The sequence below is a fragment of the Nitrospina gracilis 3/211 genome, from assembly GCF_000341545.2.
Taxonomy (GTDB): Bacteria; Nitrospinota; Nitrospinia; order Nitrospinales; family Nitrospinaceae; genus Nitrospina; species Nitrospina gracilis.
Window position 1 is genome coordinate 1,870,188 of record NZ_HG422173.1, and the last position, 22,699, is coordinate 1,892,886.

Genomic DNA, 22,699 nt, shown 5'->3' on the forward strand with positions numbered 1-22,699 from the left:
GCTTTCCGGGTTTTGGATCAATCAGGTTTTATTATAATTGCCGAGTTTTTGCAACGGTAAATAAACGTAAACAGTGACGCCCTTGTTGATGTTGTTATTGACATGCAGGGTGCCGCCGTGCTCCTCGATGATGCGCCGGGATATGGACAACCCCAGCCCGGTGCCGGTTTCCTTCGTGGTGAAAAAGGGATTGAAGATGTTTTCGAACAACTCCGGTGGAATGCCTCCGCCGGTGTCCTCGATGCACAGGGTCAACGAATCCTTGTCTCCTTCTGTTTGCCCGACCCGGTGCCCGCGGTAGGTGGACACGGTCAGGTGGCCGTCGTGGGGCATTGACTCGATGGCGTTGAACAACAGGTTCATGATGACCTGCTTGATCTTCTTTTTGTCGATGTAAAACTCCACGTCCGGGTCCATGAAGCTCTTTTTGAGGTCGATATTTCTTTCCTCAATCCCCACCTCGAAAAAGTCGATCACTTCACACACCAGTTCGTTGAACCGGCACGGCTCGACTTCGAGTTCCTCGGCTTTCGAGTACAGCAGGATATCCTGCAGCAGGCGCTCCAGCCGTTCGGTTTCATTGACAATGATGCTTGCATACCGGTACAACCCTCTCAGGTCGGAGAGGGGGGGCATCGTGCCGTTTTCCTGGTCCTTCAGGTCGCCGATGCGGTCGCGCAGCCTGCGTGCGAATCCGCCTACGGAGACCAAAGGGTTTTTGATCTCGTGGGCGACCTCCGCCGACAACTCGCCCAGAGCCGCCAGTTTTTCCGATTGGATCAACTGTTCCTTGGTGCTCAGCAGTTCGCGGTTGGATTCCAGAAGCTTGTTGACCAGCCTTGAGTTTTCGATGACCCAGCCCAGGTGCGTGGCCAGCCGGCCTACCAGTTGCAAATTGGAATCGGTGATGGGTGCGTGGTTGTACAGATTGTCTACGAGCAGCACCCCCAGAACTTCCCGGTGGGGCATCAGAGGCACCGTTGCGAAACTCGGTGAGCCAAGGGCTTCGGCCAGGTCTGCCGGCACCAGGTCGTCGTTCGACGTGTCGTGAACAATGTAGGGCCTTTTATTGAGAGCGGTTTCCGACAGCACATTCCCGGACGACAGTGGAAACTTGAGCGATCGCGCGTACTGGTTGAGCCGGGTGTCGCGAAACCTTTCCCAGTGGGGGTTTTCCAGCAGACGGGTGAGTGTGAACTCCCAGTCCTCCGAGAGCTCGCGCCAGATGCGCCCGGCTTCTTCCGCGGAGTCGGGCCCCAGTCCCATGTGCCCGACAAGGTGGCCCGTTTTGTCATCCAGTAAAAACAGGATGGCGCGGTTGAATCCCCCGGCCCCGCCAAACGTGATGCCGGTCATGAGAATCCAGATGCGGTGGTCGAGCTTGGGGGTTTCCTGGACTGCGGTGTTGATGGTGTAGAGGAGGGTCTGCTCGCCAAGGAGGGCCTGGCTTTTCTGGTACTCGAGGGCGTTGCGGATGCACCCGGTGATCTGTGCGGAGAGGGTTTCCAGAATGGACACTTCGGTCAATGTGAACTGCCGACGGTCGAGTGTGTGCACGTTGATGACGCCGATGCACTGGTCGTGATCGACGAGCGGCACTGACAACATGGACGGAAATTTTTCTTCCTCGATCTCGGGAAAATACACGAATCGCGGGTCCTGCATGGCCTCGCTCAATGCCAGCGCCGTCTTGTTCTGCGCCACCCAGCCGGTCACTCCGCGACCGGGTTCCAGGTAGATGTGTGTGGCGGCGGATGGGGGCAGGCCGCTGGTGGCTTTCAGTTTCAACCGCACCTCACCGGAATACGATTGCTCCATGAGGTAAATGGAACAGGCGTCGATGCGCATTTTATTTTTGATGATTTCGATGGTCTGACCGAGGATTTCGTCCAGATTGAGGGGGGAAGTGGAAATGCGGGCAATCTCGCGGAGAACTTCCAGTCCTACGATGCTGTCATCCACCATATGCATTTCCCCAAGATCGGCGTGGTCAGGTTTCTCGGAGTGTTTTCCGGTAAAGTCGGATGTATTCCGTGGCGGCGCGTTTCCAGCTCAGGTTCTGCGACATGCCATTCTGCATCAGGCGGCGCCATTGCGTCCGGTCGGCAAACAGCCCGGTCGCTTTGCGGAGGGATTGCACGAGGTATTTTAATTCAAAGCGGCGGAAATTGAAACCGGTACCGCGTCCGGTTTCGGGATTGAAATTCTTCACCGTGTCCGCCAGTCCCCCCACCGAGCGGGCCACGGGCACGGTTCCGTAACGGAGCGCGTACATCTGGGTCAAGCCGCAGGGTTCGTACACCGACGGCATGAGAAGCAGGTCGCTCCCGGCAATGATTCGGTGGGCCAGTCCCTCGTCAAAAGCCAGCCTGCAGGCGAAGCGTCCCGCGTACCGCTGGGCCTGTTCGGTGAAGAACGCCTCGTACGCCGGATCGCCGACGCCGAGCAGCACGAGGCCGACCGCTTCTTTCATGATTTGGTCGAACCCCTTTTGGACGAGATCGATTCCTTTCTGCCAGGACAGGCGGGTCACCATCGCCACAAGCGGCTGCCGGGCCGGAACCTTTAACCTTAACTCTTTCAGCAAGGCCTCGCGGCACAGGGCTTTGCCTTTAAGGTTGCCGGAATCGAACGGCGCGGGGATCCATGGATCGTTTTCCGGGTTCCATTCTTCGTAATCCACGCCGTTCAAAACACCGTAAAGATTCTCCTTGCGGTCCCGAAGGATTCCGTCCATTTGAAACCCGTTTTCGGCAAGCAGGATTTCCTGCCGGTAACGTTTGCTCACCGTGGTCAACAGGTTGGAATAAACCAGCCCCGCTTTTAGAAAACTGAAGCGGCCGTGGAACTCCAGCCCCTGTGAGTGAAATGCGTCGGCAGGCAGGTGAACCGTGGACAGGGCGGAAGCATCAAAGTTTCCCTGGTAACCGAGGTTGTGGATGGTGAACAGCGTGCGCGTGTTTTTGAAGAAAGGATCGTCCTGGTAAACGAGTTTCAAATAGGCCGGCACCAGTCCTGCCTGCCAGTCGTGACAGTGAATGATATCCGGCTGAAACCGCGTGGCCTTGCACCACTCGAGAGCCGCCCGGCAAAAAAAGGAGAAGCGCGAGGCGTTGTCCGGATAATCGGTTCCCCCTTCGCCGTACAATCCCTTGCGTCCGAAATAAAAGTCGTTTCCGATAAGATAAAGCGGAACCCTGTTTTGGAGGTGCGCCAAATGAAGGGTGGCCTGCGGATTGGCGATGCCCACGGGTATGGAGAGGGTGCGTCCCGTGTTCTCGATTCCATTCCGGTGAAGTGCCGGTGTGAGCGAGGAATAGTGGGGAAGCACGCAACGCACGTCATGCCCCAGCCGGTGGTGTGCCAGCGGTAACGCGCCGCAGACATCCCCCAATCCGCCGGTCTTGGCGAAGGGATGCGCCTCGGCCGCGACGGAGAGGATCTTCAGGGGGCGCGCCATGTCACGGGTGCACGGTGCACGCCCTCAGGATATCGGCGGCCTCCTCGGGGCTCACGGGATTGATGTGAAACCCGGTCCCAGCCTCGAATCCCGCCAGCTTGGTGAGCTTCGGCATGATCTCGATGTGCCAGTGGAAGTACGCGCTGTGTTTGCTCTGCACGGTGGAGTTGTGCAGGACAAAGTTGTATGGCGGCTGATTGCAGACCATGCGTAATTTCAACAGCACGTCCTTCAAGATGTTGGCCGCTCCTGCCAGCGCTTCTGTTGAATCGTGCTCAAAATGGGCGGAATGGTACTTGGGCAGAATCCAGGTTTCGAAAGGAAACCGCGGAGCATAAGGACAGACGGCGATGAAGTCATGGTTCTCCATCACAACCCGGCGGCCGTCGCCCCGTTCCTGCGCTATGATGTCGCAGTAAATACAACGTTCCTTGTATTCGTAATGCCTCCTTGCTCCGTCCAGTTCTTCCAGCACCAGCTCCGGCACGATGGGGAGGGCTACCAATTGGCTGTGCGTGTGCTCGAGCGTTGCTCCCGCCGCTTCACCGTGGTTTTTGAACACGAGAATGTAGCGGAACCGCGGGTCGCGTTTCAGGTCAATGATGCGTTGCTGGAACGCCCACAACGTTTCCTGCACGGCGCGTTCCGGCAATTCTTCCAGCGCCACTTCGTGGCAGGAACCCTCGATGATGACTTCATGGGCGCCGATGCCGTTCATTTTGTCGTACATCCCTTCACCAACCCGGTCGATGCCGCCTTCGATGGTGAGGGCGGGGTACTTGTTCGGAACCACGCGAAGCGACCAGCCGGATTCGTTCGGCCCCGATCCGTTTGGCCGAAGGGCCAGGATCTCCTGCGGGGTCTTGCTTTCATTGCCAAGGCAAAAGGGGCAGAATCCCGCCTGGGAGTTGACCGTCGGGCTGGCAAAATCCGCAGGACGCTTGCCGCGTTCCTGCGCGATGATGACCCACCGGTCGACGATGGGGTCCTTTCTCAATTCAGGCATATCCGGTTTCGTTCTTTCGTTTTTCACCAGCCATGATAATGGTCTGAATACTAAGCAATGGCCCTTCAAAAGTCAATTTTAGCCGCCGGTTTTTCGTTGTGGTTGAGATTCCCGAAAACGATTGAATGACAACAGCTTGCAAACTATAATCGAGGCACAACCGATCATCATACCTAAAGGGCGGAATGCGGACATGAGTTCTCCCATGGAAGGCAGGAAAATTGTGCTGGGCGTCTCCGGCGGCATTGCCGCCTACAAGGCGGTGGAATTGTTGCGCCTTCTCACCAAAGCAGGAGGGGAGGTGTACGTGGTGATGACGGAAAACGCCAAGCAGTTCATCACGCCGCTCACCTTCGAGGCGCTTTCCGGCCGGCCGGTGTACCACAAGATTTTCGATTCGGAACGGTCGGCGTCGATGGAGCACATCCGTGCAGCGGAGCACGCGGATTTGATGGTCGTCGCCCCGGCCACCGCCAACACGATCGGCAAAATGGCCAACGGCCTGGCTGACGATCCGCTTTCTACTTTATATGCGGCGTTCCCGGGCACGGTGATCCTCGCACCTGCCATGAACGATCAAATGTGGGCGAATCAAGCGGTGCAGGCCAATTTGGTTAAATTAAAAATGCGGGGCGTGTTCGTGGTGGAACCGGACTCGGGCGAGCTGGCTTGCGGGGTCACCGGACTGGGCCGTCTGGCCGACCCGCAGGTCATTTTCGATGCGGTGCGCAAACGGTTGGAGCAAAAACAGGACTGGGCGGGACGTCGCGTTCTGGTGACCGCCGGGCCCACGCGCGAGCCCATCGACCCGGTGCGCTTCATCACCAACCATTCTTCGGGCAAGATGGGATACGCCATCGCCGCGGAAGCACAAAAACGCGGCGCCGTGGTGACTCTCATCAGCGGACCGACGTCGCTTGGCGCCCCCGCCGGGGTGGAGGTGGTACCCTGCCAGCGTGCATCTGAGATGCGGGACCTGGTAATGGAACATCTTGAAAATTGTGATGTGCTGGTGATGACGGCGGCGGTGGGAGACTTTGCTCCTGCGGACATTCAAAAGGAAAAGATCAAAAAATCCGGCGACCGGCCGCTGGTCCTCAACCTTCAACCGACTCCGGATATTTTAAAGGAAGTGGCCGCGAAGAAAACGCACCAGATCGTGGTGGGGTTCGCCGCAGAAAGTGAAAACGTGGTGCAGAGCGCGCTCGACAAATACCAGCGCAAGCAACTCGACCTTATCGTGGCCAATGACATCAGTGCACCGGGAATCGGGTTTCAATCCGACTTCAACCAGGTGCAATTGATTCGCGGGGTGGACAACATCGAAACCCTGCCGCGCCTGCCGAAGCATGAAATTGCGGGCATCCTTCTCGACCGCATTCGCGACCTTTCCAAATAACCCGGCGCTTGGCCGTTGTTCACCGTTTTCTTCATTTTCCGGAATTGTCTTCCGTTGTCTTGGGGGCTTCTTTTTGCATGACGCTTTTTGCGCAGCGGAAGCCTACGGAGTCCTGCCTGAGGGTGGGCACGGTCGCGTTTCTGTAACTGAGGCGAACGTCCTCCGCATTGTTGTGCCAGTGGCCTCCCCGTATGACCTTGTACATTCCCCGATCAGGCCCTTGCGGATCTTTCTTGGGTGAGAACAGGTAATATTCCGCAAAGTGCCAGTCCTTCACCCATTCGGCGACATTGCCGGAAAGATCGTACACCCCGTAAACGGATTTGCCCGCTTCATACGAACCGACGGGGGTGGATTTGCCAACGGTGCGGTTGAAATTCAGTTTGTCGGGAGTCGGCGCGGAGTCCCCCCAGGGGTATTTGATCGTGCCGGTTCCTTTTCCCGCTTTTTCCCATTCCGCTTCGGTGGGCAGGCGTTTGCCTTTCCATTGGCAATAGGCTTGCGCCTCTTTCCAGGTGACCCCCACCACCGGTTGCCTGGGCTGATTGAATTCGTGATCGTTCCAGTAACGGGGCTTTTTTTCAAGACCTGTGGCTTTCAGGAATTTCCAGTATTGTTCGTTGGTCACCTCGTAGATGTCGATAAAGTAGGCACTGAGATAAACGTCATGAGCCGGGTCTTCCGGGCCCAGCATATGACGGTCACTCTGGAAAATGCCGGTAGGATCGAGTTCCCTCAACGAGTGCATGCTCCCCATGACGAACTCGCCCTCGGGAATGAGCACCATGCCCTCTGGCGGCCGGGGTGTTTTGGTTTCAGCAAAAGCAGCGGTCACCGGGAGTGCGATCACTGAAATAAGGATAATGCATATTCTGGATACTGCGGTTGTTTTGAATTTCATAAGTTCGGGCAAATCAGTAAAGGTTGCGGGGTGTCGCGCCGGGGCTGGGGGTGGTCCGCCTATCAGGATTGACACGTAATTTTAATGGGTATAGAATCGCTTTACCTCATTATAAACAAAGATGCTTCCGGTGCCGACAGGTTTTCGGGCCGCAGGCGGATTGCGGGACCGGCGTGGACAAGCCCAAAAAAGAACCCATTGCACTGCATAACCGCCAGGATTACCGTTTGTGCCTCAATTGCGGCTTCCCCAACCGCCAGGCGGATACGACGTGCATGTATTGCAGCGCGAGCCTGGTCGAGGACAATGGGTTTTTCTCGTGGCTTCGCCAGAGTTACTACATCCTTCGCTGGCGTTACCAGTTGCGCCAGAAACGGGAAAACCTGAAGCAAGGCCACCGGGGCATGACCTGGGGCAAAGGGGTCGGCTATTTCAGCCTGGGCATTTTTTTGAGTTTCACCGGAGTCTACTTCTTCTCCCATTCCATCACAGAAAATTCCTTTTCCAATGGACTCATCGCCCTGCTTCTTCTTGGGTACGGCGTTTTCACCCTGCGTGGCCTGTTCCGCAACAAACAGTAAATTACAGATCATTTACGGAATCTCTGCAACGATACGGAGCGGCGCGCCACTGCCGCCGCCGATTTTCATTGGAAGGGCGATGACGCGGAAGCCGCGGGCGGGAAGGGTGCCCAACCGCGCCAGGTTTTCAAATCCCGGCACGTTGGCCGCGCCGAAGACGCGATGGGCCTTGAATTCCCTGGACTGGCCGTAATCGAGGCTCGCGGTATCGAGTCCCACCGCCGCCACGTTCCTTGCGTTGGTCAGAAAACGCGCGGCGCCTTCGCTGTAACCGGGAAAATGCAGGTTGGCCGTGTCGCCCGGCAGGTCGGTGCCGAGATAGCGTTTTTTATCCGGCCAGCGTGTGTCCCACCCGGTGCGCACGAGGACAATGGACCCGGCCTCGATGCGTCCGTGCCGTGCCTCCCATTGCAGGAAGTCCTCCCTTGAAATCAGATAATCCGCATCGCTGTTGACGCGCGCGCTCAAATCCACCATCACGCCGGGAGCGATCAATTTTACTAATGGAATGGCGTCGGCGGTCCAGCGTCCTTTGGCAAAATGCACCGGCGCGTCCATGTGGGTGCCGCCGTGCTCCGCCGCTTCAAAATTGTTGGCCTCGTACCAGTAGCTTTCGTTCATCAGTCCCTTGTGCACCTCGGACAGGGCGAACGGCTTGCTGGTGGGCCAGTAGATGGTGGTTTCGTCGAACGGGTGCGTCAGGTCCACCAACCGGGAGGGAGGTGCCGGGGAAGGCGGCGTCTGCGCGCATCCCGCGATCCATAGTACAATGAAGACAAGCACTCCGTACCATTGGTGTTTGAAATCAAGCATTTTGGGGTCTCCCAGGCCGGAGTCGAAAAAATATTTGTGGACGGACTGTATCCAACCCACGCGCGGCAACATCTCAAAGGAACAAACTTCCTTTTATAAGGATACGACAAAATGGCAGATACGAAAACTCAAGAGGGCAAAAGCCTGTCCCTCCCCATTCAGGGCATGAGTTGCGCCAGTTGCGCCGCGCGCATCGAGAAGAAGGTGGGCGAGGTGCCGGGCGTGAGCAAGGTCAGTGTCAATTTCGGCGCGGAACGGGCGGCGGTGGATTACGATCCGGAAACCGCCACGCCCGACGCAATCATTTCCACCATACAGAGAATCGGGTTCGAGGTGCCGTCGGTGCAGAAAACCTTCCCTGTCGAAGGCATGACCTGCGCCTCCTGTGTCGGTCGAGTGGAGAAGAAGCTGCGCGGACTCGACGGCGTCGTCGATGTGAGCGTCAACCTCGCCAGCGAACGCGCTACGGTGAGTTACATGGAAGCGCGCGTGGGTCTGCCGGATTTCCGCAAGGCGCTGGCGGACATCGGGTACTCGATGCCTGATGTCGATTTGGAAGCAGAAACGGCGACTCAGGAAGTGGAAGAGGCGCGACACCAGCGCGAGTACAGCACGTTGCAGTTCAAGTTCGCGTCCAGCCTGGGTTTGGCCGTCGGTATCATGACACTGGGCATGACCGGCTGGGTTGAAAACACCTCGACTTTGCACTGGCTGTTGTTCGTGCTGGCGACGCCGGTGCAGTTCTGGGGCGGATGGCAGTTTTACAAAGGAACGTGGGCGGGACTCAAACACGGGTATGCCGACATGAACACGCTGATCGCCGTCGGCACGACGGTGGCCTACGCCTACAGTGTTGCGGTGACGGCCCTGCCTGAACTCGCCACGTCCTTCGGCACGGAACTGGCCGTGTATTACGACACCTCGGCGATGATCATCGCGCTCGTGCTGATGGGACGCATGCTGGAGGCGCGGGCGAAAGGGCGGACTACGGAAGCCATCCGCAAGCTCATGGGCATGCAGGCGAAGACCGCGCGCGTCGAACGCGGCGGGGAGGAGCAGGACCTCCCCATCGACCAGGTGGGAGTGGATGACATCGTCTCCGTGCGTCCCGGCGAACGGATTCCGGTGGACGGCACCATCACCGAAGGACAGACGGCGATCGACGAGTCGATGATCTCCGGCGAGAGCGTGCCGGTTGAAAAAAGAGAAGGCGATGAGGTCATCGGCGCCAGCATCAACAAGACCGGTTTTTTCAAAATGAAAGCGACGCGGCTGGGCAGGGACTCGGTGCTGGCGCACATCATCCGCATGGTGCAGGAAGCGCAGGGCTCGAAGGCGCCGGTGCAGAGGCTGGTGGATCAAGTCGCGGGTATCTTCGTACCGGTGGTCATCGGGATCGCGATGTTGGCGTTCGGCTTCTGGTGGCTTGTGGGACCGTCGGTGGCGGAGTTGCCCACCGATCCCGGTCTGTTCGCCATGATGATTTTCATTTCGGTCATGATCATTGCCTGCCCGTGCGCGCTGGGGCTGGCGACGCCGACGGCGATCATGGTCGGAACCGGCAAGGGCGCGGAGATGGGCGTGCTCATCAAGGGCGGGGAGACGCTGGAGCAGGCGCAGAAACTGAACACCATCGTGTTCGACAAAACCGGCACGCTCACCGAAGGCAAACCGGTGGTGCGCAACGTGTGGGTGGCGAAGGATGCAGGCATGAATGCGGATACGTTGTTGATGTATGCCGCGTCCCTCGAAAAAGGGTCCGAGCACCCGCTGGGCGTGGCCATTGTCGAACACGCGAAGGAAAAAAACGTGTCGCTGAAATCCGCGGAGGGGTTCGAAGCCCTGCCGGGGTTTGGCGTGAAGGCGAAGGTGGACGGACACAACGTGGCGCTCGGCAATTTGCGCATGATGCAGGATGCGGGGCTCGATGTGGAAGCGGTGCGCGAACAGGCGGAAAGGTTCGCCGGCGAAGGCAGGACCGCTATGCTGGTGCAGGTGGACGGCCACATTGCGGGCATCATTGCCGCCGCCGACCGTGTCCGGCCGGAATCGAAATCCGCCATCCAGAGTTTGAAACAACGCGGGCTGGAGATCGTGATGATCACCGGCGATAACCAGAAGACCGCCGAGGCGGTGGGCAGGGAACTCGGCATCGACCGCGTGCTGGCGGAGGTATTGCCCGCCGACAAGGCCCGGCAGGTGAAGGGTCTACAGGATGAAGGCCGGTTCGTGGCGATGGTGGGGGACGGCATCAACGACGCGCCCGCTCTCGCGCAGGCGAACATCGGCATTGCCATGGGGTCGGGCACCGACGTTGCCATCGAGACCGCCGACATCACACTCATGACACACGATCTGAACGCGGTGGTGGACGCCATCGAACTCAGCCGCCGGACCATGACCAAGATCCGGCAGAACCTGTTCTGGGCGTTTTTCTACAACGTGCTCGGCATCCCCATCGCCGCAGGGGTGTTGTATCCGTTCAACGGCGTGTTACTGCAACCGATGTTCGCGGCCGCGGCGATGTCGTTCAGCTCCGTTTCCGTGGTCGGCAACTCACTGCTCTTGAAACGGTTCTCCTCCCGCCGAAGCGCGTGATCAAAACGCGTTCATCGCAAACTGCGGCAGTTTGTTGAACCCGGAGCTGAAATGCGCGGCTCCGGTTTCATCGATCACCATCACTTCCACGTTGTCCATCGACTCGATCCATTCGATGCCTTTTCTTTTCCCATTATGAACACCGCCGTGGACAAGGCGTCGGCGTCCATCACGGTGGGTGCCATCACCGTGACGGAGATGGGTCCCTCCGCGGGCAGTCCCGTTGCTGGGTCGAGGATGTGATGATACCGCTTCTCGCCTTTCATGAAATAGCGCTGGTAATCGCCCGAAGTTGCAACTCCCTGGTTGGCGAGCGCGAACGAAGCCAGCACACCCTGCGGTTTGCGGGGATGCTGAAGGCCGATCACCCAGGGCCGGTCCGGGCCGCGCTGGCCGAATGCGTAGAGGTCGCCGCCAGCATTGATAATACCGTTTGGCACCAGTCCTTTTAAAATTGTGATGGCGCGGTCCACCGCATACCCCTTGGCGATGCCGCCCAGGTTGATCGCCATGCCTTCGCGCGCCAGCCGCACCGTGTTTCCCTGGATGCGTATATCGCGGAAATTGACCAGGCCCGTTGCGGTTTTGAGTTGTTCCGGTGACGGCACCGTCTCGCCACCGCCATCGAAATCCCATGTCTCCACCAGCGGATGGATGCTGATGTCGAAGATGCCTTTGGTTTTTTCACCCCACGCAATGCCTGACTGAATAATCTCGAGCACCTCCGCCGACACCGGCAAAGCTTCCTTGCCTGCGGCTTCGTTGATGCGCGAGATTTCGGAATCCGCAATGTAAGTGCTCATCAGTTTCTCAATGCGGCTCATCTCGTCGAAGGCCTGGTTGGCCGCCGTTTGCGCCACTTTGGCGTCGGCGTTGACGATGGTGATCTCCACCAGCGTGCCCATGATGAATTGGGTGCGGCGCACGGGTTCGGCTGTGCTGGACTGCGAACAGGCGGCGCCTGACAAGGCGATGCACAAAAAAATACACATGAAGTACAGGCGAGCAGGGGTCATGATTATTTCAGTTTTCCATGTTTTGAATTAATTTTTCACGGTTGTACACCGCTTCCACATCGGCACGGTTGAGCATGCCGAGAATCTGGTTGGGATCGCTCACGCCGACCACGGGAATCTGATCGACGTCGAGTTCTGTGAACTTTTCCAGGGCTTCGTTCAAATTGTTGTGCGGCACCAGTGTCACCGGGTTGGGTGTTGCGAGGTCCTTTGCGGTGAGCGTGTCTTTGTTCACCGTGCCGTCGGGGTTGAGAACGGCCTCGCGGATGTCACTGAACGCGAGGATTCCGGTCAGTTTTCCTTCGCCACTCATCACCGGATAATGCAGGTCGCGCACCTGCCCCACACGATCGACAATTTCCTTGAACGGCGTGTTTTCATCAAAAATTACCGCTTCCTTGTTCATGACATCACGAACATAGATGGCTCGGAGAACCGACACCAGCCGACCCTGCTTGAGATCCACGCCTTTGTTGAGTAGAGCCTGGACGTACAGCGAATGTTTGCTGAAGCGGCGTGAGGTGTAGGCCGCGACGATGCAACACACCATGCTGGGCAGTATGATGGTGTAGTCGTTGGTCATCTCGAAAAGAATGAGGATGGCGGTCAGAGGTCCCTGAACCACGGCGCTGGCCGTTGCGCCCATGCCGACGAGGGCGTAAGTTTCGCTGGTGGCGGTCCATTCCGGAAGCAGGCCGTGGACCGCGAAGCCGAACGTTGCGCCCGTCATGGCGCCAACAAACAGGCTGGGCGAAAAAATGCCGCCGATGCCTCCCGAACCCAAAGTGATCCCGGTCGCCAGAGTTTTGCCGAAAATGAGGAGAAAGGTCAAGTACCAGATCAATTCTCCATTCAGCGCCTGCTCGAGAATGTCGAATCCGTTTCCCTTGACCTGTGGCAGCGCAACGGCCAGAAGGCCGACCAGCAACCCGCCCAGTGCGGGTTTCAGGATGACCGGGATGTTTTTCTTTTCTTCAAAGCGTTTCTGGATTTTGAAATAGGTCCAGATGAACAATTGCGCCGCCAGGCCGCACAGCACGCCGAGGATGAGATAAAAGAAAATCTCCCACGGCGTCACCACCTCATGCACCGGCGTCTGGAACGTCAGTTCGTTCCCGTGCAGGGCGCGCCCTGTCACCGTTCCCAGTACGGCGGCGATGACGATCGGACTGAACGATTGAATGGCGTATTCGCCCAGAATGATCTCCATTGAAAATATCACCCCTGCCAGCGGGGCGTTGAAGGAGGCGGCGATGCCTGCCGCTGCGCCACAGCCGACAAACACGCGCAGGCGATGGGTGGACATCCGGAATAACTGGCCTACGAGGGAACCGATAGCGGCGCAGATCTGAACCGTGGGTGCAACGCGTCCCGCCGAACCGCCGGAGCCGAGCGTGATCGACGATGCGGTGGCGCACATGACGATGGTGCTTTCGGGAACTTTGCCGTCGCGGAGGGCCATTGCCTCGGTCACTTTATAAATGCCGTTTTCTTCCATCCTTTTGGGCATCCATTTCCAGCCGCAACCGATAATCAGTCCCCCCAGCATGGGCATGAGAGGCATGAGCCACGGCACCGTTGACTCCGGTATGCCGCTCAGAATGCCCGAAGAGGAAAACACGCGTTCAAAAAATTCGATCATGCCGCGGAACAGTGTGGAGGCTGCCCCCGCCAGCACACCGATGACCGCTGCAAGGATGAGGAGGTTGTATTCCTTCGCAAAAAATTGACGCGTGCGCTCAGTGAATGCAGTGGTTTCCGCTGCCATGTAATTTGCTAGTTGTACCGGTTACGCGTCAGCCGCCTGGGCCATCGCGAAATCGGTTGAATTAAGCGTGATCGCCCGGGAAAGGGCGTGGGAAAGGGAAGCCGATTGCCCGGCCATGCACATTGTGCTATGCTCAAAACCGTTTTGGGACCCCCAAACCCGCCCGGTCATTCCTACTGGTCAGCCTGCCGTGGCATTCCACTATAACGTATGTTAAACAAATTGAATAGGTTGAGGTGACTATGGTGAAAATTGCACCTTCCATTCTGTCCGCCGACTTCAGCCGTCTCGGAGAAGAGGTGAAAGCGGTTGAGAAAGCGGGCGCGGACTGGATTCATGTCGATGTCATGGACGGCGCGTTCGTGCCGAACATCACCATTGGGCCCCCGGTGGTCGAATCCCTGCGCAAGGTCACCGATTTGCCGCTCGATTGCCATCTTATGATTGAAAATGCGGACAAGTACATTGCCGACTTCGTTTCCGCCGGCGCGGATATCATCTCCGTTCACGTGGAAGCGTGTCCGCATCTCCACCGCACCGTTCAGACGATCAAGGAACACGGAATCAAGGCGGGGGTGGTGCTCAATCCTGCGACAACGTTGTTCGCACTCGATGAAATCATCGAGGACGTGGATATGGTCCTATTGATGTCGGTGAACCCGGGGTTCGGCGGGCAGAAATTCATCCAGCAGGTACTGGGGAAAATTCAACTGCTCCGCAACACGCTGGACCAGTCGGACGCGGATATCGATGTCCAGGTCGATGGGGGGGTGAATCCGGAAAACGTGAACATCGTGAAAAAAGCGGGAGCGAACGTGATTGTCGCCGGTTCCGCCATTTTCAACGCACCCGATTACAAAAAAGCAATCGACGCCCTGCGAAACAATTGAGTGGGGTGAGGGAGCGCTTTTTTCTTCCTTATCTTTTCAAAAACTGGAACAGGCGTTCGATGAAACCGCCGGATTTCTGTTGTTTGCGCGCCTGTTGCACGAGGGTGCGTGTCTCCGCCAGGGTGGGATCGAGCCGGGTTGCTTCCTGAAACTCATTTTCCGCTTCCTGATTTTTCATGCGCGCTTCGTATACAAGCCCCAGGTTGAAGTGTGCGAGCGGATAGGTTGGGTCCCGTTGCACCGCCTCCTTCAATGCCTCTTCCGCCTCCTGCAGACGGTTGCGGGCGAAGCGGGCAAGTCCGAGATTGTTCCAGATCTGCGCGTCGTCGGGGGACACCTCCAGCGCCCGCCGGTAAACGGTTTCTGCCTCATCAAACCTTCCAATACGGTCCAGCACCAGCCCCAGATTGTACAGGGCGTTGATGTCCTCCGGCGCATGCAATAAAGCCTCACGCAGCAGGCGTTCCGCCTCTGCGTAGCGCTCTTCGTGTGAATAGAGCAGGCCCAGGTTGTTACAGACCGAGGCGTTGTCCGGTTGAAGGTGCAGGGCCTTGAGATACGCCGTCTCTGCGCTTCGGGGATCGTCCAGGTCCTGATGGGTGACACCGAGATAAAAATAATGCACCGGTTCGTGGGGGTCGAGTTCGGACGCCTTGAGAAATGCCCTCAGAGCTGCCTCCGGATTTCCTGATTCGAGATGAACGGATCCCAGCTTGCGCCAGGCGAACTGGTTGTCCGGCTCCTGATCCAGCACGTTACAAAGATGTTGTTCCGCCTGCAGGAATTTTCTTTCGTCTTCCAGGATACAGGCCATCCCGAAATGGGCCTTGGCGTGTTTTGAATCCAGTTCCAGCGCCTGCCTCAAATAAGGAATGGCCTCCTCACTTCGGCCAAGGTTGGAGTACAGGTTGGCGATATTGACAAGGGCTGAGAGGTGCTGTGGATTCAACCGCAAGGCATGCAGGTAATTGTCTTCCGCCTCCTGAAAGCGGTCCAGATCCTCATAAACCAAACCCAGGTTGAACAGGGGGAGGGGATTGTCCGGTTCCAGGGCAAAGGCCTTCTGGTAGGTTTCGATGGCCTCCTCGTATCGTTCCATTGAGGAAAGACTGTTCCCAAGGTTATTGTAAAAAGAAGCATTATCAGGTTCTCGTCGCAGGCAGGCGCGCCACTCTTTCTCTGCCTGCTCAAACAGACCGCTCTGGAAATGAATGAGCGCCAGGCTGTGGCGGGCGTCCACGGAGTTGGAGTCAATGGAGAGAGCCTTGTTGATGGCGTCTTCCGCATCGTTCAAGCGATCGGTGTCGACATACAGATTACCCAGACTCACATGGGCCGCTTCGAGTTTGGGATCGAGAAACAAAGACTCCTGGAATTCCTGCTCTGCTTCTTCATAACGGCCGAGATGATGATAGAGGTTGCCGAGCTCGTGGTGCGTGAAGGCGGAATCCGGATTGAGGCGCAAGGATTCCTTGTAGGCCTTTTCGGCCAACGCGTATTTTTGGTGATCGAAGTAAAGATTGCCCAGATTGTAATGGGCCTGATCGTATTCCGGGTCCAGCCTCATGGCGGTTTCAAAAGCGGCGCGGGCGCCTTCGAAATCCTGCCGGCGGGCGTGCAGGAGGCCGAGGTTGTTGTGTGGCAGGGCGTAGTCCGGGTCGATCTCCAACGCTTTCAAATATTCGCGTTCCGCTTCCTCCCAGCGTTCCTGGTCGTGGTACAGGCTTCCCAGGTTGTTGAGCGTGCGCGAATTTTCCGTGTCCAGTTTCAGGCTGGCTCGGTAATATTTCTCGGCTTCCGGGTAGCGTTGCTGTCGGTGACGTACAATGCCGAGACCAAGCAACGCTTCGGCGCAATCGGCATCGTATCCGAGGGCCTGGTTGTAATGCGCCTCCGCTTCTTCGTACCGATTGAGTTCGACGTAATAATCACCGAGGTCGCAATGCGGGTCCGGGTCGCCGGGGTTCTGCCGGATGATTTGTTTTAAAGATTCTTCTTCCTGAAAATTCATGGAAACAGGGCGTCCTGCGGCAATAGGTGATTCATGGGTCGTTGTGACCTTAGCTTTCTACTTGAATTGTATCCAAACTTTCAACTTTTTATGAGTGCAGGGGGCCAAAAAAATAGCCCCGCCGGGAAACCGAGCGGAAATCCCGCTGTTTTCCTTTTGAGAAATACCAAACGAAACCAGGAAAAAATTGCCGGGGGCCTTTCGGAACAATTCCTTACAGGGGTCATGGTTTGTCCTTGTCAGTGTCAGTAAAAACAATGTAAACTGAGCCAACTCAACAGGTTCAACCCTCGCCCGGGTTCGGGAAGGGTGTGGCCGGTGCAGAACCATTTAATCTCCACGGGAGGAATCGAATCATGATGGGAATTGGGTTTCCGGAACTGATGATCATTCTGGTCATCATTATGATTATTTTTGGCGCGGGAAAACTGCCTGAAATTGGAAGCGCTTTCGGCCGGAGTATCAAAAATTTCAAGACGTCAATGAAGGAAGCCGAGGAATTGGAATCCGGTGAACAGGCCCAGCAGGAAGGTGAGGCGCAACAACCCGCGGGTGAGCTTGAGCAGGAAAATTTAAGCGATGAAGAAAAAGAACGCCTGGCGCGGGAAAAGGCGCAGGCTGAAGGGGAGGCCAAAGACAAAGCCATGAAGGAAAAGGCGGAAGCCTTCACCGCTTCCCTGCCGCGTAAAGGCAGTTACGATTACACGAAGGATCAGGAAGAAACCGAAAAGAAAGCCTGAACAAGCGGCAACACTATCCAAATCCAAATGGGTGAGGAACCCGACTGATTATTTCCCGTGGAAAACAAAAGAGCCCTGGTCTCAATAAGACCAGGGCTCTTTTAAATTGTCCTCCGTCCAAACAGACCAGCCGTCGATGTCCTTATAAATTCCCTTGGTGTACAGGTTGAAGGGATCGAAAAACCGGATTCCCTTGTCCCGGTCCACTTCAAAATTGACCTGCTGGCTTTGCAGCGGGTTGCCTTTGCATTCGAGGAACTTGTTGCCGTCCACTTTGGAGATGGTGAAAATCTGCTCCATGATTTCCGGATCGAATTCGCCGGTATCGACCACCGTCCGGACTTTTTCCATGACTGTCTCAACTTCCTCCGGAGACAAATGGTGCATTTTCATTGCAAATTCCTTTCGTTCAAAGCTTGGACTCAGCGGTACCAACGGGACCCCAATTATATAATAATTTCCGCCTCATGACGAGGGTGTGCGGGGTTCGCTGAAGGAGGGTATAAACTGGCGTCAGGGCTTGGCGAGGGAAATGATCGGGTCCGGGAAGATACCGAGTTCCAGGGTTCCCAAAACGCCGATGCCGATGACCAGCATGGTGATGGGCGTCAATGACAACCTGAACTCCTGAACCGGCTCCTTCATGTACATGTACACGATTACTTTCAGGTAATAGTAGAAGGAGATGGCGCTGTTGAGAACGGCCAGTACCACCAGGATGACGAAGCCCTCCTTCAAAGCTGCCTGGAAGATGTAGAACTTGGCAACGAATCCTGCCAAAGGCGGAAGCCCACCCAGAGATAACAGGAATATGGACATCGACATGGCGAGCACAGGATGCTTGAAGCCGAGCCCCGAGTAGTTCTGGATGTCGAGGTTCTCGTCGCCGTCGCGACCCAGCAGGATCACCACGCCGAATGCGCCGAAAATCATGAACGCGTAGGCCAGCATGTAAAACAGCAGGCTTGCGCTGCCTAATGAGTTTTTGGCGATGATGGCGATCAGAATGTACCCAACATGGGACACGCTGGAGAAAGCGAGCAGTCGCTTGATGTTGGTCTGCATGATGGCGCCCAGGTTGCCGACAAACATCGTGATGACAGCGACGATCGACAGGATCATGTTCCATGAGGGTGCCAGTTCCGGAATGCCTTCCGCGAACACGCGGAAGAAAGCGGCAAAAGCGGCGGCTTTGGGACCCACCGCCATGAACGCGGTGATCGGAGTCGGCGCGCCTTCATACACGTCCGGCGCCCACATGTGGAACGGAACGGATGCGACTTTGAAGCCAAAGCCGATGACAAGGAGCACGACCCCCATCAGCATCATGGGTTGAGAGAATACCTCCCCACTGTTGAGAAGCTGTGCGATCTTCACCAGCTTGGTGCTGCCGGTGGTTCCGTAGAGCAGGGCCATTCCATACAGAAGGAATCCCGTCGCAAACGCGCCCAGCAGGAAGTATTTCAGCGCCGCCTCGTTGGAATGGGGATCGTATCGGCGGATTCCGGCAAGCACGTACAGGCAGATGGAGACGATTTCAATGCCCAGGAAAATCATGATGAGGTCTGTTGAGGACGCCAGCACGATCATACCGACGGTGCAGAACAGGATGAGGGCGTAATATTCGCCCATCTTGATCCGTTCGCGCCGGTTATATTCGATCGAAAGCAGGATGGCGAGCGCGGAGCTCAGGCAGAAAATACAGGTGAAGAAAACGGAAAGATTGTCCACCACGTATGCGCCGTCGAAGGAGTAAACCGGCAGGTCCTGTTTGGCAAAGGCGCTGATGGCGGCCATGAGTAGGCCGGTGAGGCTGATGAAAACGAGCCCGGATTTGTTCCTGCCTGCGAACAGATCGAACACAAGAACCATCATGGAAAACACACTCAGCACCAGCACGGGCGCGAGGCTGGTCAGGTCTATTTCAGGGGTCGGTATCATTTCCACGTGGTTGCGTCCTCAGTTCAATTCAGTTTTCCGTTTTGCTCGAATTTCAACTGCATCAGGTGCCGGTCCAGTTTTGCGGCGTGCTGGCCCTGTGCATGGGGCATGTATTGTTTTGGATCCACCTGGTGGACCAGTTTTTCGATTGAAGCGTCAAACGTTTTGGTGAACGGGGTGGGATAGAACCCGATCCAGAACACCAGCACGAGAAGCGGCGCCATGTAACCCCATTCACGCGGGGTCATGTCTGTCAGTTTTTCGTTTTCCGGATTTTCGATTTTCAGGAACATCACTCTCTGGAACATCCACAACATGTAGCAGGCGGCAAAGATGACTCCCGTGGTGGCGAGGCCGGCATAGAAGCCGTTCACCTGGAAAATGCCAAGCAATACCAGAAACTCGCCGACGAACCCGTTGGTTCCAGGCAGGCCGATGGATGATAACGTAACGATCATGAAACACACCGTGAACATGGGGATCACCTTGGCCAGCCCGCCAAAATCCTTTATCAGCCGCGTGTGCCGCCTGTCGTAAATCATGCCCACCATCAAAAAGAGGGCGCTGGTACTGATCCCGTGGTTCAGGTTCTGCAGCAAAGCACCCTGCAGGCCGTAGTGGTTGAATGCGAAGATGCCCAGCATGACGAAACCGAGGTGGCTGACACTGGAATACGCGACGAGTTTTTTGAGGTCCTCTTGTACCATCGCCACCAGCGCACCGTAAATGATGCCGATGATGGAGAGGCCCGCTATGAACGGCAGGAACTCGTTGCTGGCCACAGGAAAGAGCGGCAGGTTGAACCGCAGGAATCCATAGGTTCCCATTTTCAGGAGTACGCCCGCAAGGATGACACTGCCCGCCGTCGGCGCCTCCACGTGTGCGTCCGGAAGCCAGGTGTGAAACGGAAACATGGGAACCTTGATGGCGAATGCCAGGAAGAACGCGAGGAACAGCCATTTCTGCTGGTCCAGCGTCATATTCAAATGCTCCGTTATCAGCAGGATGTCGGTGGTGAACACGCCGACGGTTTCGTGAAAATGAAAGTACATCCAGATGATGGCGACCAGCATGAGCAGGGAGCCGACAGCGGTGTAAATGAAGAACTTCACCGCTGCGTAAATGCGGCGCGGTCCGCCCCAGACACCGATGATGATGTACATGGGGATGAGCTGGAATTCCCAGAAGACATAGAACAGGAAGAAGTCCAGGGCGATGAACACGCCCAGCATGCCGGTCGAAAGAGCCAGCATGGCCATCATGTATTCTTTGGTGTATTTTTTCACCTCCCAAGACGCGAGGATGGAGATGAAGGTCAAAAACGTGGTCATGATGTACAACAACAGGGAGATCCCGTCGATGCCGACGTGATAGCTGATGCCCCATTGCGGGATCCATGGCACGATGTACTCGAACTGCATGTCCGCCGTAGTCATGTTGAAATCAAAATACAACGGCAGAGACAGGATGAAATCCGCGCCCGCGACGATGAGTGCGAACCACTTGACGCCGGCCGTGTTCTCGCGTGGCATCAACGCCATCACGAAGCAGGCGAGTAACGGTAAGAATGTTACGAATGTCAGGTACATCGTTTCGCTTCTAGATAAGGATCAACAGTAAAATGAATCCGACCACCATGAACATGGCGTAGTTGCGGACGAATCCGGACTGGAACTCGCGGGCCTGCTTGCTGAACCAGCCAATGGTCTGCGCCACGCCGTTGACGGCTCCATCCACGCCCTTGGCGTCGCCTTCCTTCCATAACAGGTAGGAGCCTTTGACCGTGGGCTGAACGAAGATGGCGTCGTACGCCTCGTCCACCAGGTATTTGTTTTTCACAAGGTCATACCCCCACTGACCCTTGGTGTATTCGTCCGGCAACTCTGGGCGCTTTATGTAGAACAGGTAGGCAAGGAAAATGCCCGCCAGCGCGACGCCCATGGAGAAAATCATTAGGAAAATTTCGAGCCATACGTTGTGTTCGCTGTGCGTTTTCTCGTGCAGGATCTCGGCGTAGGTCACATGGTGACCGTGCTCCGCCTGCATGACTTCAGAATTGTGCAGGGCGGTGGCGAAATCGAAGGAAAGCACCGGTTCCAGGAAATTGTGCAGGATGTGCCAGCCATGAATGAGCGGCAGGCCCAGCAGTCCGCCTCCCAGTGCCAGCCCCGCCAGAACGATCAGCGGCAGGGTCATGACTTTCGGCGACTCATGCGGATGGACGTGCGGGTCCACACGGGACGGGCCGTGGAACGTCAGGAACACCAGCCGGAACATGTAGAAAGCGGTGATGAAGGCTCCGGCCACACCCATGCCCCAGTAAATGACATTTCCGTCCATCAGCGCGTGGTACAGGATTTCGTCCTTACTGAAAAAACCGGAGAACGGGAAGATACCTGCAATCGCTATGGTTGATACGAGAAAGGTGACGTAAGTGATCGGGAAATGGTCTTTCAACCCACCCATCTTGCGGATGTCCTGCTCGTGATGCATGCCGTGGATGACACTTCCGGAACCAAGGAACAGGCAGGCCTTGAAGAACGCGTGCGTCACGAGATGGAAGATCGCCGCCGTGTAGGCGCCAACGCCGCAGGCCAGGAACATGTAACCGATCTGGCTCACGGTGGAGTAGGCGAGAACGCGCTTGATGTCGTATTGGGTGCAACCGATGGTCGCGGCAAAGAGCGCGGTACCGCCGCCTACGAGCGCGATGACCATCATCGTGATCGGGGCCATGTTGAACAGCGCATTGCAACGGACCACCATGTACACGCCCGCGGTTACCATTGTCGCCGCGTGGATGAGTGCACTGACCGGGGTCGGCCCCTCCATTGCGTCCGGCAACCAGGTGTAAAGCGGAATCTGCGCCGACTTCCCGGTCGCACCGATAAAGAGGAACATCGTGATCAGGGTGGCCGCCTCGCTGTTGTAAACCAGGGTCGAGGGAACCGCGTTGAAGACGCTGGTGAAATCGATGGTGCCGAATTCGTGGAAAATGTAGAAGACGCCCAGCAGAAACGCGAAGTCGCCGACGCGGTTGACCACGAAGGCTTTCACGCTGGCGTCACAGGCCGATTTCTTTTCGAAGTAGTAACCGATGAGGAAGTAGGAGCAGACACCCACGCCTTCCCACCCGATGAACATCATCAGGAAGTTGTTGCCCATGACGAGAATCAGCATGGAGAACAAAAAGAGGTTCAGGTAAGAGAAGTAGCGGTAGTAGCTATACTCCTCGTACATGTAACCTATGGAGAAGATGTGGATGATGGTGCCGACGCCGGTGACCACCAGCATCATGACCATCGACAGAGGGTCGATCTGGAAACCGAACTCGACGGTGAAATCGCCCGCCGCCATCCACGTCCACAGGATCTGCTCAGGGTACGCCTGGCCTTCCGGATGGAAGAACAACGCCACCCACAGGATCACCGTGACAAAGAAGGACATTGCGGGGAAGCCGCAGGCAATCCAGCTGACTTTGTCTTTTCCCAGTTTGAGGCCGAAAACTCCGTTGATGATCGAACCGATCAACGGGAAAAGGGGAATCAGCCAGGCGAGTTTGAAAAGCACGATAC

17 protein-coding genes are annotated in these 22,699 nt (G+C 56.7%); 5 read left to right on the plus strand and 12 right to left on the minus strand.

Annotation, left to right across the window (positions count from 1 at the left end; translation table 11 throughout):
• Positions 1 to 21 precede the first annotated feature (21 nt).
• Genes TX82_RS08920 through TX82_RS08930 form a run of 3 tightly spaced genes read right to left on the minus strand, consistent with a single transcriptional unit; the run spans position 22 to position 4,466 of the window.
• Entirely contained in the window at positions 22 to 1,965 is a 1,944-nt protein-coding gene (locus tag TX82_RS08920) for a GAF domain-containing sensor histidine kinase (protein ID WP_005009475.1), read from the minus strand.
• 25 nt (positions 1,966 to 1,990) lie between these two features.
• Positions 1,991 to 3,460, minus strand: coding sequence for a glycogen synthase GlgA (gene glgA / locus TX82_RS08925; RefSeq protein WP_005009476.1), 1,470 nt, complete (start codon positions 3,458 to 3,460; stop codon positions 1,991 to 1,993).
• Between the two features lies 1 nt (position 3,461).
• Positions 3,462 to 4,466: a galactose-1-phosphate uridylyltransferase gene (locus tag TX82_RS08930; RefSeq protein ID WP_005009477.1), complete on the minus strand. Its 1,005-nt coding sequence runs from the start codon at positions 4,464 to 4,466 to the stop codon at positions 3,462 to 3,464.
• 193 nt (positions 4,467 to 4,659) lie between these two features.
• On the opposite strand from TX82_RS08930, the gene coaBC reads away from it, so the two are divergent.
• Positions 4,660 to 5,865: a bifunctional phosphopantothenoylcysteine decarboxylase/phosphopantothenate--cysteine ligase CoaBC gene (gene coaBC, locus TX82_RS08935; protein ID WP_005009478.1), complete on the plus strand. Its 1,206-nt coding sequence runs from the start codon at positions 4,660 to 4,662 to the stop codon at positions 5,863 to 5,865.
• A gap of 31 nt (positions 5,866 to 5,896) precedes the next feature.
• On the opposite strand, the gene TX82_RS08940 is transcribed toward coaBC, so the two are convergent.
• Complete coding sequence (locus TX82_RS08940; RefSeq protein ID WP_144079142.1) at positions 5,897 to 6,766, minus strand: formylglycine-generating enzyme family protein; 870 nt, start codon at positions 6,764 to 6,766, stop codon at positions 5,897 to 5,899.
• A 173-nt stretch (positions 6,767 to 6,939) separates the two neighbouring features.
• Between TX82_RS08940 and TX82_RS08945 the strand changes: the two genes are divergently transcribed.
• Positions 6,940 to 7,347, plus strand: a complete 408-nt coding sequence (locus tag TX82_RS08945) for a cytochrome b family protein (protein WP_005009480.1) — start codon at positions 6,940 to 6,942, stop codon at positions 7,345 to 7,347.
• Between the two features lie 12 nt (positions 7,348 to 7,359).
• Here the strand turns inward: TX82_RS08945 and TX82_RS08950 are convergent, their stop codons facing one another.
• Positions 7,360 to 8,160 (minus strand): cyclase family protein, encoded by an 801-nt coding sequence (locus TX82_RS08950; protein ID WP_144079143.1) that lies wholly within the window; start codon positions 8,158 to 8,160, stop codon positions 7,360 to 7,362.
• A gap of 111 nt (positions 8,161 to 8,271) precedes the next feature.
• Here TX82_RS08950 and TX82_RS08955 point away from each other — a divergent pair, with 111 nt between their 5' ends.
• A complete protein-coding gene (locus TX82_RS08955; protein WP_005009483.1) occupies positions 8,272 to 10,758 on the plus strand; it encodes a heavy metal translocating P-type ATPase in 2,487 nt (828 codons plus the stop codon).
• An 80-nt stretch (positions 10,759 to 10,838) separates the two neighbouring features.
• Here TX82_RS08955 and TX82_RS08960 read toward each other — a convergent pair whose 3' ends face one another.
• Together TX82_RS08960 and TX82_RS08965 are read right to left on the minus strand one after the other, a co-directional pair.
• Positions 10,839 to 11,774, minus strand: coding sequence for an FAD:protein FMN transferase (locus TX82_RS08960; protein ID WP_005009485.1), 936 nt, complete (start codon positions 11,772 to 11,774; stop codon positions 10,839 to 10,841).
• A 7-nt stretch (positions 11,775 to 11,781) separates the two neighbouring features.
• The gene (locus TX82_RS08965; RefSeq protein ID WP_005009486.1) at positions 11,782 to 13,542 is read right to left on the minus strand and encodes a chloride channel protein; all 1,761 of its coding nucleotides are present in this window, start codon (positions 13,540 to 13,542) and stop codon (positions 11,782 to 11,784) included.
• 242 nt (positions 13,543 to 13,784) lie between these two features.
• On the opposite strand from TX82_RS08965, the gene rpe reads away from it, so the two are divergent.
• Positions 13,785 to 14,432, plus strand: a complete 648-nt coding sequence (rpe, locus tag TX82_RS08970; protein ID WP_005009487.1) for a ribulose-phosphate 3-epimerase — start codon at positions 13,785 to 13,787, stop codon at positions 14,430 to 14,432.
• Between the two features lie 28 nt (positions 14,433 to 14,460).
• On the opposite strand, the gene TX82_RS08975 is transcribed toward rpe, so the two are convergent.
• Positions 14,461 to 16,443: a tetratricopeptide repeat protein gene (locus TX82_RS08975; RefSeq protein WP_005009488.1), complete on the minus strand. Its 1,983-nt coding sequence runs from the start codon at positions 16,441 to 16,443 to the stop codon at positions 14,461 to 14,463.
• Between the two features lie 356 nt (positions 16,444 to 16,799).
• On the opposite strand from TX82_RS08975, the gene tatA reads away from it, so the two are divergent.
• A complete protein-coding gene (gene tatA / locus TX82_RS17005; RefSeq protein ID WP_005009491.1) occupies positions 16,800 to 17,183 on the plus strand; it encodes a twin-arginine translocase TatA/TatE family subunit in 384 nt (127 codons plus the stop codon).
• Positions 17,184 to 17,264: 81 nt separating this feature from the next.
• Here tatA and TX82_RS08985 read toward each other — a convergent pair whose 3' ends face one another.
• From TX82_RS08985 to nuoL, 4 genes are all read right to left on the minus strand, one after another.
• Positions 17,265 to 17,576, minus strand: coding sequence for a hypothetical protein (locus TX82_RS08985; RefSeq protein ID WP_005009492.1), 312 nt, complete (start codon positions 17,574 to 17,576; stop codon positions 17,265 to 17,267).
• 120 nt (positions 17,577 to 17,696) lie between these two features.
• On the minus strand, positions 17,697 to 19,130 hold the full coding sequence (locus TX82_RS08990; RefSeq protein WP_042250974.1) for an NADH-quinone oxidoreductase subunit NuoN: 1,434 nt from the start codon (positions 19,128 to 19,130) through the stop codon (positions 17,697 to 17,699).
• Positions 19,131 to 19,147: 17 nt separating this feature from the next.
• On the minus strand, positions 19,148 to 20,713 hold the full coding sequence (locus TX82_RS08995; protein WP_005009497.1) for an NADH-quinone oxidoreductase subunit M: 1,566 nt from the start codon (positions 20,711 to 20,713) through the stop codon (positions 19,148 to 19,150).
• A 10-nt stretch (positions 20,714 to 20,723) separates the two neighbouring features.
• Complete coding sequence (gene nuoL / locus TX82_RS09000; RefSeq protein WP_005009498.1) at positions 20,724 to 22,694, minus strand: NADH-quinone oxidoreductase subunit L; 1,971 nt, start codon at positions 22,692 to 22,694, stop codon at positions 20,724 to 20,726.
• Positions 22,695 to 22,699: the final 5 nt, after the last annotated feature.